Consider the following 12446-nt stretch of genomic DNA (forward strand, 5'->3'; position numbering starts at 1 on the left):
GCCCGCCTAGTTACTTGACGTAGCAGGGGGGCTCTTCTTATGCTCACATCACTTGATAGGTTAAGTGCCTGTCAGACAACAGGAGGAATTCATGGCATTGCAGGGACCCATCCCGGTCACCTTCGCTCAGGTCTTCCCGCACGGCTGCTACGTCGTCGGCGAGGTCGAGCCGGTCAAGGACTTCGACGCCTCGACCAACGGCCGCTTCGTCCAGACCCGCGACAAGAAGAGCGGCGAACTCGTCTGGCAGGTCGCGGTGCTCGACGCCGACCCCGAGGTCAAGCCCGCGCAGAAGACGGTGTCCGTCAAGATCCTCGCCCCGGTCCAGCCGGTTCCCCCGGCGCCTATGCCGGGCCTGCCGTTCACCCCGGTCGAGTTCGACGGCATGGCGGTCACCGCCTACGTCAACGGCGCGGGCCGCCTGGCCTGGTCGATCAAGGTCCGCGAGATGTACGCCCCGCGCCCGCTAGCCACCTCGGGCGCTGGCAAGTCGGCCGCCAACGGCAAGGAGAACGCGGCATGAGCGAGGGCTACGGCGCGGCGACCATCATGATCCACCCCGGTCGGGAAGCCCGCGTGAGTGCGTCGATCTGCGCTGGTGTGAACGTCAGCGTCCGCTACTTCGCTGGTCGCGACGGCAACCCGGGGTTCATCGCCATCGATCAGGACCGTGTGGGGCTGAAGATCGCCCTGCCGTCGGTGAACTCCGAGGCGAGTGTCGACTTTCTCCGCGAACTGGCGGAGGCCGTGACGAGCCTGCTGGCCGAAACCCAGAGGTCTCCCGATCAGCTTCCGCTGCCCGACCTCGACGACGGGGCGGACACCGGCGAGACGAAAGCGGCCTGACCTCGGTGGGGCGGCTGGAGCTTGGACCCTCCAGCCGCCCGGTTCTCCCAGCCCACTGCATATGTTCCGAGAGGACTCCAACCTAGTGTTCCGCAAGCTCCCTGGGGATGAGGCCCGCAACCTCGTCACCACCAGCCCCGACACGAAGATCGTCTTCCGGCCGGTCGTGGTCAACACCCCGGCCTTCCTCACCATCGGCCTGTGGGTCGTCCGCCTCATTGCCGGTCTGGTCCGGCTGATCTGGCGACACCCCATCGCGGTCGGCATCGTCGGCAGCCTGGCCGCGCTCGCGGTCTTGGTCGACTGGCGGGGCAGCGTCTCCCTCGTCGGCCTGGCCCTGCCCGTCCTCGCAGGCTGGGCCGTGATCCACCGGCCGTCCTTCTCCTCCTGGATCGCCTGGCCGCTGCTGGCCTCCTGGCGACGATTCTGGATCTACCGGCGGCACTGGCAACCCGTCATGGTCGTCTCAGGGCTCGGCCGTCACCTGCACGGACGGGACTACCTACCTCGCCTGGTGAACGTGGCCTGCACCCCATGGGCCGATCTGGTCGTCGTCCGCATGCTCAAAGGCCAATGCCTCGAGGACTGGACCAAACGCGCCGACCACCTGGCCCAGGGCTTCGGCGCGATCAGTGCCCGCGTCACGCTGCACGCTCCCGGCGTCGTACTGCTGGTGCTGCCTCGCCGTGATCCTCTCGCCGAGCCCATCCCCGCCCTTCCTCTCCCCGACCGCACCAGCGAACCGCCGTCCGAGGTCGAGCCTGTCGAAGTCGGGGAGCGGGAAGACGGCCTGCCCTACCGGCTGAAGGTCCACGGCACACATGTCCTCGTCGCCGGGGCCACCGGGGCCGGCAAGGGCTCGTGGATCTGGTCGGTCATCCGAGGCCTGCTCTCCGGGATGGCCTCGGGCCTGGTCGAGGTCTGGGCGCTGGACCCCAAGCGCATGGAACTGTCCCTCGGCAAGGACCTCTTCCGGGGCAAGTACGCCGCCACCCCCGAAGAGTGCGCCGACCTGCTGGAAACCGCCGTCGCCCAGATGCAGCAACGCGCCGACAAGTACGCGGGCGTGCGCCGCACCCACACCCCAACCGTGGATGAGCCCTTCGTCCTGGTGGTCGTCGACGAAGTGGCGTTCCTGACCGCCTACCAATCCGACAAGCACCTCAAGCAACGCATCACCGCAGCCCTGGCCACACTCACCACCCAAGGCCGCGCGGTCGGGTTCGGGGTCCTCGCTGCTCTTCAGGACCCGCGCAAAGAGGTCATGAACATCCGCAACCTGTTCCCCGACAAGATCGCGCTTCGGCTCGACGAGTCCGAACAGGTCGACATGGTGCTCGGCGACGGCGCACGCGACCGGGGCGCCCTGGCCGACCTCATCTCACCCAACCCGACACGGGGCGCGGGCATCGGCTATGTCCGGCTGGAGACCTCCCCGGACCCGATCCGCGTCCGCGCCACCTACGTCTCCGATGACGACATCCGCGCCATGGTCGCCCACCTGCCGACCGCCACCGCCGACGAGACGAGGGCCGCGTGAGGCTCACCCTGACCGGCACCCGAACCGAGATCACCCGCGTCCCCGACCAGCTCGTCTTCGCCCGGCTGACCCCCTCGGGGGTGGTGCGCTTCCTGCACCTGGCCGATGTCCAGATCAGCACCCAGCCGTACACGGGCCTCGTCCGTCTGACCGCTGGCCTCGTGGAAGGAGACGCCAATGGCTGAGCTGGCCTACACGCTGGATGACCTCACGTGCGCCTCCTGCGGCACCGCCGACAGCCTGTGGATCTATCCCGTCTGCGCACTGGTCGAGTGCCGGGAGTGCGGGACCAAAGCCGCCATGATCCTCGACCAGGCCGACGAGTTCGGGGGTGAGCGTTGACCGACCCGAACGACCGGCGCACTCCGCGCGCCGTCAAGCAGTCGATGCCCCTGGCGCACGAGGTGGTCGAAGCTCTCGCCATCGACAACGGCGTCTGCATCCGCCCGGTGGGCCTGCGCCGGATGGATCTGAAGACCGGCGTCAGCGACATCATCAACGCGCCCTGCGGCTCGACCCTGGAAGCCAAGTGCCCGCCCTGCGCCAAGCGGAACCGGGCTCTGCGGATGGCCCAGTGCCGGGAAGGGTGGCACCTGGCCGCCGAACCGGCCACCACCCCGGACGAGCCCAACGACTACCAACGGCACTTGGTCGAGTGGCGCGCCGACGCCCAGGCCATCCGCGACCAACTCCAATCCGCGGGACTGCCTACCGACGACTACGACCAGGCCATCGCCGAACTCGACATCGAGATCAACGCCGCAGGAGTGCGCGGGAACGTCCTGGGCCGGACCGCCGCCAAACGCTCGCGCTCAACCCGTCGGCGACAGGATGCCCCTGACCTTCCCAAGCGGGCCATGATGGCGACCACACTGGGCCGCACCTACGAAGGCACTGACGGGCGTACTTACCGGCCCTCGATGTTCATCACGCTCACGCTCGACACCTACGGCAAGGTGAACGCCGGAGTTCCAGTCGACTCAGCCAGCTACGACTACGTCCGGGCCGCTCGCGACGCGATCCACTTCTCCAAGCTCATCGACCGGTTCGTGCAGAACCTTCGCCGCGTCGCGGGCTATGACGTCCAGTACTTCGCCACGGTGGAGATGCAAAAGCGCCTGGCGCCGCACCTGCACATGGCCATGCGCGGCAGCATGTCCCGCGCCGACATCCGCGCCGTAGCGGCGGCCACCTACCACCAAGTGTGGTGGCCCTCCTGCGACACGATCCGCTTCGACGGCGACCACCTGCCGGTCTGGAACGAAAAGGCCGGCTACCTCGACCCGGAAACCGGCGAGATCCTCCCTACCTGGGATGAGGCCCTCGACCAACTCGACGCCGACCCCGACGCCCAACCACTCCACGTCGTCCGCTTCGGCCCCCAGGTCGACGCCCAAGGCATCCTGTCGGGCACCCCGGACGCCGACCAGGCGATCCGCTATCTGTCCAAGTACCTGACCAAGTCCCTCGGTCAGGCTGCCGATTCCCAAGCCGCTCGTGATCACGCGGCCCGTCTCGCTGACGTGCTGCGGTACGAACCGTGCACACCCACCTGCCCCAACTGGCTCCGCTACGGCGTACAGCCCAAGAACGCCAAGCCCGGAATGATCCCCGGGCGATGCAGGGGCAAGGCCCACCGTCCCGAACACCTCGGCTACGGCGGACGTCGTGTCCTGGTCTCCCGCAAGTGGTCCAACAAGACCCTGACCGAACACAAGGCCGACCGCCGCACCTGGGTCCTGGAGGCCCTCGGCGTCGCCGATGAACCCGCCGACGCCGGTCGCTACGTCTGGTCACCGGTCAAGGCCGGCGACCCCGACCTACCACCGATCCGCGTCCGCCTGCTGCGCTCCATCCGCGAACGCCTCCGTTGGCGAGCCCATCTGAACAAGCTCCAAGCCGCAGCAGAGGGCCAAGATCTTTCGGCAATTGAAGAGAAGAGGGCAGCGTGAAGGGAAGAGACCAGATCCTCAAGCGGTACCTGCCCTTCCGGCGCGTCATTGGCAGAAGGCCGGGAAACGCTATCCTCGCCCTGTTTGCCATGGGTGGTACGGCATGACTCGCCAAGACGATTTGATGCCGGTCGCCGAGGTGCTGGACGAACTCGGGGTCTCTCGGAGGACCTTCTACCGCTGGCGGGAACTCGGTCACGCACCCAAGTGCATCAAGCTTCCGAACGGCGAACTGCGCGTCTGGCGGAGTGACCTCACCACGTGGCTTACCACCCTGCGGGAGGCGGTGTGAACGCCTCTTACGACGTCAAGTTCTGGGACATCCGCCGCTACTCGACTACCCGAGGGCCGTCGTACACAGTCCGATGGACTGTCGGTAAGCGTGAGAAATCGAAGTCCTTCAAGACCAAAGCGCTCGCTGAAAACCTTCTCTCCGATCTTCGTCAGGCCGCCAAGCGTGGCGAAGCCTTCGACGTCGAAACGGGCCTGCCGGTCTCGATGCTCGCCGCAGCGAAGACAGGCCCGAGTTTTCTCGCATTCGCTCAGTCGTACATGGAGACCCGCTGGGTGCACCTGTCGGCTCTGAGCCGAGAGGCGATCGCCTACGCGATGCTCTCGATCATTCCGGCGCTGACCAAGGACGTACCGAGAAGGCCGGCCATTGAGGACTTGCGGGCCGTTCTCCGCACCTATGCGTTGCTGCCGGAGAAGCGGCGCCCCACCCTTTCTGATGAGGAGCGGGCCACGCTCAAGTGGATCGAGGAGGCTTCGCTTCCGTTGGCTGACCTCGCTGAGGCGGCTGTCATTCGTACAGCCCTGGACGCGATCGCGCTCACCTTCAAGGGCACACCCGCCGCAGCGACGACGGTTCGCAGGAAGCGCGCCATCCTCCATCACGTCCTGGAGGCCGCAGTGGAGGGCCAGCACCTTTCGTCCAATCCGCTGCACGGCATCAAGTGGAAGCGTCCACGCTCATCGGACGCCGTAGACCCGTGCGTCGTGGTGAATCCCACGCAAGCGCGGGCGCTGCTCGACACCGTGCGGACGCTCGGTCGAACCCGTGGCGCTCGGATGTACGCCATGTTCGCCTGCATGTATTACGCCGCTCTGCGATCAGAGGAGGTCGCCGCCCTGCGCAGTGCCAACTGCGAGCTTCCCGATGAGGGCTGGGGGATGCTCACCTTGGAGAAGGCGCGACCGCAGACGAGCCGTAGATGGAGTGACACCGGCGAGCAGCACGAGGACCGTGCTCTCAAGCACCGGGCCAACAGGGAGACCCGGCCGGTGCCCATTCCGCCGGTCCTGGTCGCGATTCTGCGGGAGCATATAAAGCAGTTCGGCGTCACCGATGACGGCCGGCTGTTCCGATCCCGGACGGGAGCAAGCTACACGTCGTCTGCCATCTCCCAGACCTGGCAGGAGGCCCGCAGGGCAGCTCTGACGCCTGCTCAATACGTATCGCGTCTGGCGGCCCGCCCGTACGACCTCAGGCATGCGGCCGTGTCACTCTGGCTGAACGCGGGCGTCCCTGCGCCCGAGGTCGCCAACCGCGCGGGTCACAGCGTGGACGTGCTTCTCAAGGTGTACGCCAAGTGCATCGACGGCCAGCGAGCGCAGGCGAACGGCCAGATAGATCGGGTTCTCGGCGAATGATCCACAGCTCTCGGAATCGGCCTCGGCACATGCCGGGGCCGTCTTCGTTTGGAAGCACTGACCTGCGAAAATACCCCGGATTCCATTCCGCGTATATTCCGGGACCACTGACAAACGGCTGCCTACGGCGTCATTTGGTGGCACACGAGAGGCGTCCGGACGGACCTAGCGGCGATCTTCGAAAGCTCTGTTCTCGCAGCTCAACGTACATATGATCTTGTGCCCCCGGTAGGAATCGAACCTACGACACCAGGTTTAGGAAACCTGTGCTCTATCCCCTGAGCTACGGGAGCCGACCCCCCAAGCCTAGCGAAACCCGAGCCCCCCGCGCGCCACCCACCACACCCCAAATCCCCCCCACCCAAAGGCAAAGCCAAGACAACCAAGCCGCACCCCGCCGGAAAGGGTGATGGGCTCGCCACCGTGAACCGAGGACGCCGTCCCGGCAGCCGCGCACTCCGCCCCGTAGTCCTGCTGGCCGCCCTACTAGCCCCCGCCGTACTCGCCCTAGGGTTACTCGTCGCCGAACTGACGGAATTCGGCGTCCCCCCGTACTTGCGAGCCAAGCCGGCGCAGCCCCCGGTCTTCATGGCCCCGACCCCGCTGCCCCGCCCGGCGGCCCCGGACCGCCTGTACGAAGGCCCCCTCCCCGCCCCGGAAAAGCGGCACCGCCCCAGAAAACCACCCCCCATCCAGGCCGCGGCAGCACCAGCGCCCGCCACGCCGCACCAAGAGCCCAACACCCCCCCAAGAACAAAGACCACCCCCCCAAGACCCACCCCGAGACAAGCCCCCCGGCAACCCTGCCCCGACGAATGGACCGACACGTGGCTCTGGGAGATGTGCCAGGAGGAGGCCCGCAAGCCAGCCTGAAAACCCATGCGAACGGTCCACAAGGCGCACATGGCACAAGACACGTGAATCGGTATGTAACGGCTCCTACGACTCGGCCACGACCACACATCCTGCTGTAGTAACGTGCGTCCCTGACCGAGGTCACAAATTCGCAAACGGAGGAGTCGAGCGTGCGATCAGCGGGACTGGTCGCGGCCCTCATGCTGGCGCTCTCTATGGCCGCGCCGGCGCAGGCCGCCCCGGCACAGGCCGCGAAGACGCAGACCGCTCAGAAGAAAGATCCTGCCACGCTGACCGAGCTCCGACGCGATGCCGAAGAGGCGGCCAAGGGCATCGAGGCCGCCACCAAGGCGCTCGTGGCGCGGCAGAAGGAGTTCGACACCTCCAACAAGCAGCTTGAGGCCAAGCTGACGCAGCTGCGCGCGGCCGACCAGCAGCTCGCGCGGATCCGGCAGCCGCTGTCCGACCTGATCGAGCTGATGTACCAGAATCCGGCCAGCCGGAACATCGGGTCCCTGCTGACCAGCCGGAACGGCGAGGCGTCGCTGCGGGCGATGAGCGACGCCAACCAGCTCATCGCCGGGCGCAACATCGTGGTCGTCGACGCCACCCGCCTGTTCCAGGAGCGGGAGCAGCTGGCCGCGGAGGCGCAGGAGCTGCGGGCCACGAAGCTCCTCCAAGAGGCCCAGCTCACGTTCGAGATCGACACGCTGCGCAAGCAGTCGCAGAAGACGGTCAAATCCCTCACCAGCGCCCTCGCCAAGCTTGGCGTGAAGCGTGGCGGGGGCGCGTGCGACCCGACGCGGGTCGTGCTCGCGGAGGAGTACGCGAACGGCCTGCTGCCCAGCAACGTGCTCTGCCCGCTGCCCTTCAAGGGTGAGGAACTCCGCGCCGACGCCGCGATCGCCTTCGCCGACCTCAATCTGGCGTACAAGCGACGCTTCGGACAGCCCCTCTGCGTCATCGACAGCTACCGCAGCCTCCGCGACCAGCAGATCGTCTACTACCAGCGGCCCGGCCTGGCGGCCATCCCCGGCCGCAGCAACCACGGCCTCGGCCTGGCGGTCGACTTCTGCGGGCCGATCCGCGTGTACAAATCCACCGAATTCGTCTGGCTCGAACAGAACGGCAAGAAATTCGGCTGGATCCACCCCGACTGGGCCTACGTGAGCCCCTTCGAACCCTGGCACTGGGAATACGACCCCAAGATCGGCTCCCTCCTCTAAAAACCCTTCCTGCTCCGTTACGGCTCCGCCCACCCCACCCCGCCCGCCGTCAAGGGCTCGCGCCGCACCCGGCGCCAACCGGCCGCGCCCGTCCAGCGCCGCTACGCCGCCATGTCTAACGAGGATGAATGGCGATCGACAACCGCGCCCCCGCCTGCGCCCGAGCCAGCGACGCGGCCTGACCGGTCGTCGTGGCCAGCACGAGCAACCCGCCCTCCTCCGACTGCGCCTTCGTCAACACGGTCACCCGCTCGGCCGCGGTCTCCGCGTGCGTCTCATAGGCGGCCAGGACATCGATCACATCCCCGGCCGTCACCAGCTCGGCCGCATCCGCGTCCTCGACCCGCACCGGCGTGGCCACCACCCCTCGCGCGTTCGAGGCCAGCAACCCACTCCCGAGCAACCGGGCATCAGTGAGCACCTCCCCCCGCCGGGCGGGCGCCGTCAGCACCCTCCCGACCACAGGCGAACCGGCGGCGAGATACCCGTCAGGCAGCACCGAAGAGGGCACCCGAACCGTAGAAAGATCCCCCGCCGCGAGGCGCCCGCCGGAGAGATCACGAGCCGCGACGAGAACGGCCACACCCGACGGAGCCCGTACAGAAACCAGAACCCCGGCCACCGCCAGCCCCAGCAGCACAGCCGAGATCAACCGCCGACGCCGGGCAAGCACCCGAGCCCACCGCGCCGGCACCGCGACACGCATGACAAAACTCCAAGGACAGAAGGAGGAGCAACACTCGACACCTCAAGCAAGCTCCACAGAACGAACCGCTTTTCCGCGGGCGCAACGAACACTGCGGGCAGATACCAGCGGGCACGAGCCAGGGATACGAGCCAAAGAGCCAAGATCGGCGCAGCTCTCGATTCACCAAGGTGTTCCGCACGAACAGCCAAGCTCAGTGGCGGAGGCCGACGCCGACCCGAAGAGAATCCCGCGCGTCGGCCGTCCGTACACAAAGACCGCGATCAGGGCAGTTCGAACGGCAGCTTGATCCCGTCCAGCGCGTTCCCGCAAGCGCAGGCCCGCTCCTCCGGCAGCGCCTTCACCACCTGCTCCACCAGCGACCGCATCCGCTCCACGTTGGCCGCGAAGAAGGCCATCACCTCTTCATGGGTGACCCCTTCACCCGTCTCGACCCCCGCGTCGTGATCGGTCACCAGGGACATCGACGTGTAGCAGAGCGCCAACTCCCGGGCCAGCACCGACTCAGGAAACCCGGTCATCCCGACGATCGAGCACCCCATGCTCGCGAACCACTTCGACTCGGCCCGGGTCGAGAACCGGGGGCCTTCGATCACCACGAGGGTTCCGCCGTCGGACACGTCCCACCCGGACGCGCTCGCCACGGACACGGCGGCGGCCCGCCCGTCAGGGCAGTAGGGGTCGGCGAAGGACACGTGGACGGCGCCGCCCGCGTCGTAGAAGGTCTGGATGCGACCGGAGGTGCGGTCGATGAGCTGGTCGGGGACGACCAGGGCGCCGGGGCCGAGTTCGGCGCGGAGGGAGCCGACGGCACTGGGGGCCAGCACCTGGCGCACGCCGAGGGAGCGCAGCGCCCACAGGTTGGCGCGGTAGGGGATGCGGTGGGGCGGGAAGCCGTGGTCCCGCCCGTGGCGGGGGATGAAGGCGACGGCGCGGCCGCCGATGCGCCCGACCGTCACCTTGTCGCTGGGGGGCCCGTAGGGGGTCGCGACATCGATCTCCTCGGCGTCGTCGAGCAGGGAGTAGAACCCTGAGCCGCCGATGACACCGATGTCCACACGATTGACCATGGCGCCGACACTAGCGCCCTGGGCCCCACCCGGTGAGGCCCTATGCGCCTTCCTGTGGACAACCCGCTTCGTCGCAGGTCAGGCCGCTGGAGTGCTCGCGGGGGCGGGGCTCGCGGGAGCACTCGGGGTGCTCGTCTCGGCCGGCTTGCTCTCGGTGGCCGGCTTGGACGGCGACGTCGAGGTCGTGGACGACGACGTCGACGAGCGGTTGTCGGTCCGGTAGAAGCCCGAGCCCTTGAACACGATGCCCACCGCGTTGAAGACCTTGCGGAGGCGGCCCTGGCAGGCGGGGCACTCGGTCAGGGCGTCGTCGGTGAACTTCTGGACGACTTCGAGCTGCTCACCACAATTGGTGCAGGCGTACTGGTAGGTGGGCACGCGGTCCTCCTCAGTGACTTGGCACTCGACCCAAGCGACTGCTAAATGATAAGGCACTGGCAAGCTGCAACGTTGCCGTGGGGGAGTTTAGTCCCCTGTCTCCCCATACCAGCCTGCGAGTTTGCCTCTGCGAGAGACCGCGCGCAGGCGCTTTTCGACGGTGCGGCGCTGGGCCGCCGTGGTCACGACGAGCAGTTGGTCGTCGCGGCGCAGGCGGGTGCTGCCGTCGGGGACGAACGAGTGGCCGTCTCTGACGACCATGGTGACCGCGGCGTCCGAGGGCAGGCGGAGCTCGAAGACCTCGACGCCGTGCAGCTTCGACTCCGGCGGGATCCGCACCTGGAGCAGGTCGGCGTTCAGCTCCTCCAGCGGGGCGGCCTCCACGTCGAGGTCGCGGGCCTCGCCCTCGTTCGACAGGCGCAGCACCCGGGCCAGGAACGGCAGGGTCGGGCCCTGGATCAGGGTGAAGACCACCACGATCACGAAGACCTCGTTGAACAGGGCCTTGGCGCCCGGAACCCCGGACGCCCACGGGATGGTGGCCAGGACGATGGGGACCGCGCCGCGCAGCCCCGCCCACGACAGGAAGACCTGTTCTCGCCAGCTGACCCGGTCGATGCGGGCGACCTGTACGGCCAGAGACGACAGGACCACGGAGATCGGGCGGGCCAGGAGCACCAAGGCGAGGCCGGCGACCAGACCCGGGATGATCTGGCTCGGCAGCTCGCTGGGGCTGACCAGCATGCCGAGCATGACGAACAGGCCGATCTGGGCCAGCCAGGCCGCCCCTTCGGCGAAGCCCCTCGTCGCGGCCCGGTGGGGGAGCCGGCTGTTGCCGATGATCAGCGTGGCGAGATACACCGACAAGAAGCCGGAGGCGTGCAGCAGGACCGCCCCGCTGTAGGCGATGAACGACACCGCCAGGACCGCGATCGGATAGAGGCCCGAGGCGGGCAGCGCGACCCTGCGCAGCGCGTAGGCCGAGACCGGGCCCACGGCGCAGCCGACCGCCGCGCCCGCGGCCAGTTCCCACAGGGCGGTGCCCAGAACGTTCCACGCCGACGGCATGGGCGCGCTGACCTGGCTCAGCATGACGACGACGATCACCGTGGGGGCGTCGTTGAAGCCCGACTCGGCCTCCAGGGTGCCGGCCAGGCGGGGCGGCAGCGGGAGCCGGCGCAGCACGCTGAAGACCGCCGCGGCGTCGGTCGAGGCGAGGATCGCGCCCAGCAGCATGGCCGTGCGCCAGTCCATGCCCAGGAAACCGGCCACGGCCAGCGCCAGCACGATGATGCTGACCGCGACACCGAACGTGGCCAGCACCGAAGCGGTCGGCACGGTCGTGCGCACGTGTTCCCAGTTGGTGGTCAGGCCGCCTTCGGCCAGAATGATCGCGAGCGCGATCAGGCCGATCTGCTTGGCCAGTTCGGCGTCCTCGAAGTGGATGCCGAGGCCCGACTCGCCGAGGGCGACGCCCAGGGCGAGGTAGAGGAGCAGTGAGGGCAGACCGGTGCGGTGGGCGATCCTGACCGAGATCACGGCCGCCAGGACGATCACGGCGGACAGGAGGAGCCATCCGTCGATGTCCAGGCGCACCAGGTCCCCTTTCGTGATTTATGTAGATTCTTTCACAGGAACCACACGGATCCCGGACGGCAACGCCGCGTACCTGACCCGCTGGTCATGCGGTTCGGCGGGCACGCCGGGACGCAGTTCCCCCTCGTTGAGCAGGGCGACGGTCGGCACGTTGGGGCCCACTCTCGCCAGGGCGCGGTCGTAGGAGCCGCCGCCTCGCCCGAGGCGTACACCCGAATGGGGATCGACGGCGAGGGCCGGGACGATGACCAGCGCGGCGGTCCGGATTGTGTCCACGCCACGCCTGGTGTCGACCGGTTCCATGATCCCGTGGCGGCCCGGCGCGAGGGTGTCGGGACCGTCGTAGACGGCCCAGTCGAGGTCGTCGTCGTCGCGCAGCACCGGGAGGATCACGGTCGCGCCGTGTTTCCACAATGCGAACACCAGGCCCTCGGTGGCGGGTTCCGTTCCGGTCGACCAATAACAGGCGACGAGGCCGGCCATCTGGACCCATGGCTGGTCAAGCAGGTTCTCCCTGATCCGGCGAGCGCTCTCACGGCGATCGTCGACGTCCATGATGGAACGTTCACGCAGAATTTCACGCCTCAGCTCGAACTTGTCCAAAGAGGCCTCCACTAGCCTTCA

General features: G+C 67.8%; 14 protein-coding genes and 1 tRNA gene. 9 read left to right on the plus strand and 6 right to left on the minus strand.

Going from position 1 to position 12446, the window contains the following annotated elements; genetic code table 11:
• Nucleotides 1–91 precede the first annotated feature (91 nt).
• The 8 genes from GT755_RS33445 (at nucleotide 92) to GT755_RS33480 (ending at nucleotide 5991) form a co-directional block, all read left to right on the plus strand.
• Nucleotides 92–523, plus strand: coding sequence for a hypothetical protein (locus tag GT755_RS33445; protein ID WP_062431315.1), 432 nt, complete (start codon nucleotides 92–94; stop codon nucleotides 521–523).
• Nucleotides 520–846, plus strand: a complete 327-nt coding sequence (locus GT755_RS33450; protein ID WP_161483575.1) for a hypothetical protein — start codon at nucleotides 520–522, stop codon at nucleotides 844–846. Before GT755_RS33445 ends, GT755_RS33450 begins: the two co-directional genes overlap by 4 nt.
• A gap of 85 nt (nucleotides 847–931) precedes the next feature.
• The gene (locus GT755_RS33455) at nucleotides 932–2386 is read left to right on the plus strand and encodes an FtsK/SpoIIIE domain-containing protein (RefSeq protein WP_161483576.1); all 1455 of its coding nucleotides are present in this window, start codon (nucleotides 932–934) and stop codon (nucleotides 2384–2386) included.
• Entirely contained in the window at nucleotides 2383–2571 is a 189-nt protein-coding gene (locus GT755_RS33460) for a hypothetical protein (RefSeq protein WP_161483577.1), read from the plus strand. The genes GT755_RS33455 and GT755_RS33460 overlap by 4 nt, the downstream gene beginning before the upstream one ends.
• Nucleotides 2564–2728: a hypothetical protein gene (locus GT755_RS33465; protein WP_161483578.1), complete on the plus strand. Its 165-nt coding sequence runs from the start codon at nucleotides 2564–2566 to the stop codon at nucleotides 2726–2728. Before GT755_RS33460 ends, GT755_RS33465 begins: the two co-directional genes overlap by 8 nt.
• A 44-nt stretch (nucleotides 2729–2772) precedes the next feature.
• Entirely contained in the window at nucleotides 2773–4338 is a 1566-nt protein-coding gene (locus tag GT755_RS33470; RefSeq protein ID WP_235968020.1) for a helitron helicase-like domain-containing protein, read from the plus strand.
• 103 nt (nucleotides 4339–4441) lie between these two features.
• Nucleotides 4442–4630, plus strand: a complete 189-nt coding sequence (locus tag GT755_RS33475; protein WP_161483580.1) for a helix-turn-helix transcriptional regulator — start codon at nucleotides 4442–4444, stop codon at nucleotides 4628–4630.
• Entirely contained in the window at nucleotides 4627–5991 is a 1365-nt protein-coding gene (locus tag GT755_RS33480) for a tyrosine-type recombinase/integrase (protein WP_161483581.1), read from the plus strand. Before GT755_RS33475 ends, GT755_RS33480 begins: the two co-directional genes overlap by 4 nt.
• A 220-nt stretch (nucleotides 5992–6211) precedes the next feature.
• Here the strand turns inward: GT755_RS33480 and GT755_RS33485 are convergent.
• Nucleotides 6212–6284: transfer RNA gene (locus GT755_RS33485), tRNA-Arg, on the minus strand.
• A 732-nt stretch (nucleotides 6285–7016) separates the two neighbouring features.
• On the opposite strand from GT755_RS33485, the gene GT755_RS41445 reads away from it, so the two are divergent.
• A complete protein-coding gene (locus GT755_RS41445; RefSeq protein ID WP_161483582.1) occupies nucleotides 7017–8072 on the plus strand; it encodes a D-alanyl-D-alanine carboxypeptidase family protein in 1056 nt (351 codons plus the stop codon).
• Nucleotides 8073–8187: 115 nt separating this feature from the next.
• On the opposite strand, the gene GT755_RS33495 is transcribed toward GT755_RS41445, so the two are convergent.
• The 5 genes from GT755_RS33495 to GT755_RS33515 form a co-directional block, all read right to left on the minus strand.
• Nucleotides 8188–8778 (minus strand): SAF domain-containing protein, encoded by a 591-nt coding sequence (locus GT755_RS33495; protein ID WP_161483583.1) that lies wholly within the window; start codon nucleotides 8776–8778, stop codon nucleotides 8188–8190.
• 263 nt (nucleotides 8779–9041) lie between these two features.
• Nucleotides 9042–9848, minus strand: coding sequence for an S-methyl-5'-thioadenosine phosphorylase (locus GT755_RS33500; RefSeq protein WP_161483584.1), 807 nt, complete (start codon nucleotides 9846–9848; stop codon nucleotides 9042–9044).
• A gap of 78 nt (nucleotides 9849–9926) precedes the next feature.
• Complete coding sequence (locus GT755_RS33505) at nucleotides 9927–10226, minus strand: FmdB family zinc ribbon protein (RefSeq protein ID WP_161483585.1); 300 nt, start codon at nucleotides 10224–10226, stop codon at nucleotides 9927–9929.
• Between the two features lie 87 nt (nucleotides 10227–10313).
• Nucleotides 10314–11822 (minus strand): potassium/proton antiporter, encoded by a 1509-nt coding sequence (locus GT755_RS33510; protein WP_328794704.1) that lies wholly within the window; start codon nucleotides 11820–11822, stop codon nucleotides 10314–10316.
• 18 nt (nucleotides 11823–11840) lie between these two features.
• A complete protein-coding gene (locus tag GT755_RS33515) occupies nucleotides 11841–12425 on the minus strand; it encodes a 5-formyltetrahydrofolate cyclo-ligase (protein ID WP_161483586.1) in 585 nt (194 codons plus the stop codon).
• Nucleotides 12426–12446: the final 21 nt, after the last annotated feature.

It is taken from the genome of Herbidospora solisilvae (genome assembly GCF_009901565.1).
Lineage (GTDB): Bacteria > Actinomycetota > Actinomycetes > Streptosporangiales > Streptosporangiaceae > Herbidospora > Herbidospora solisilvae.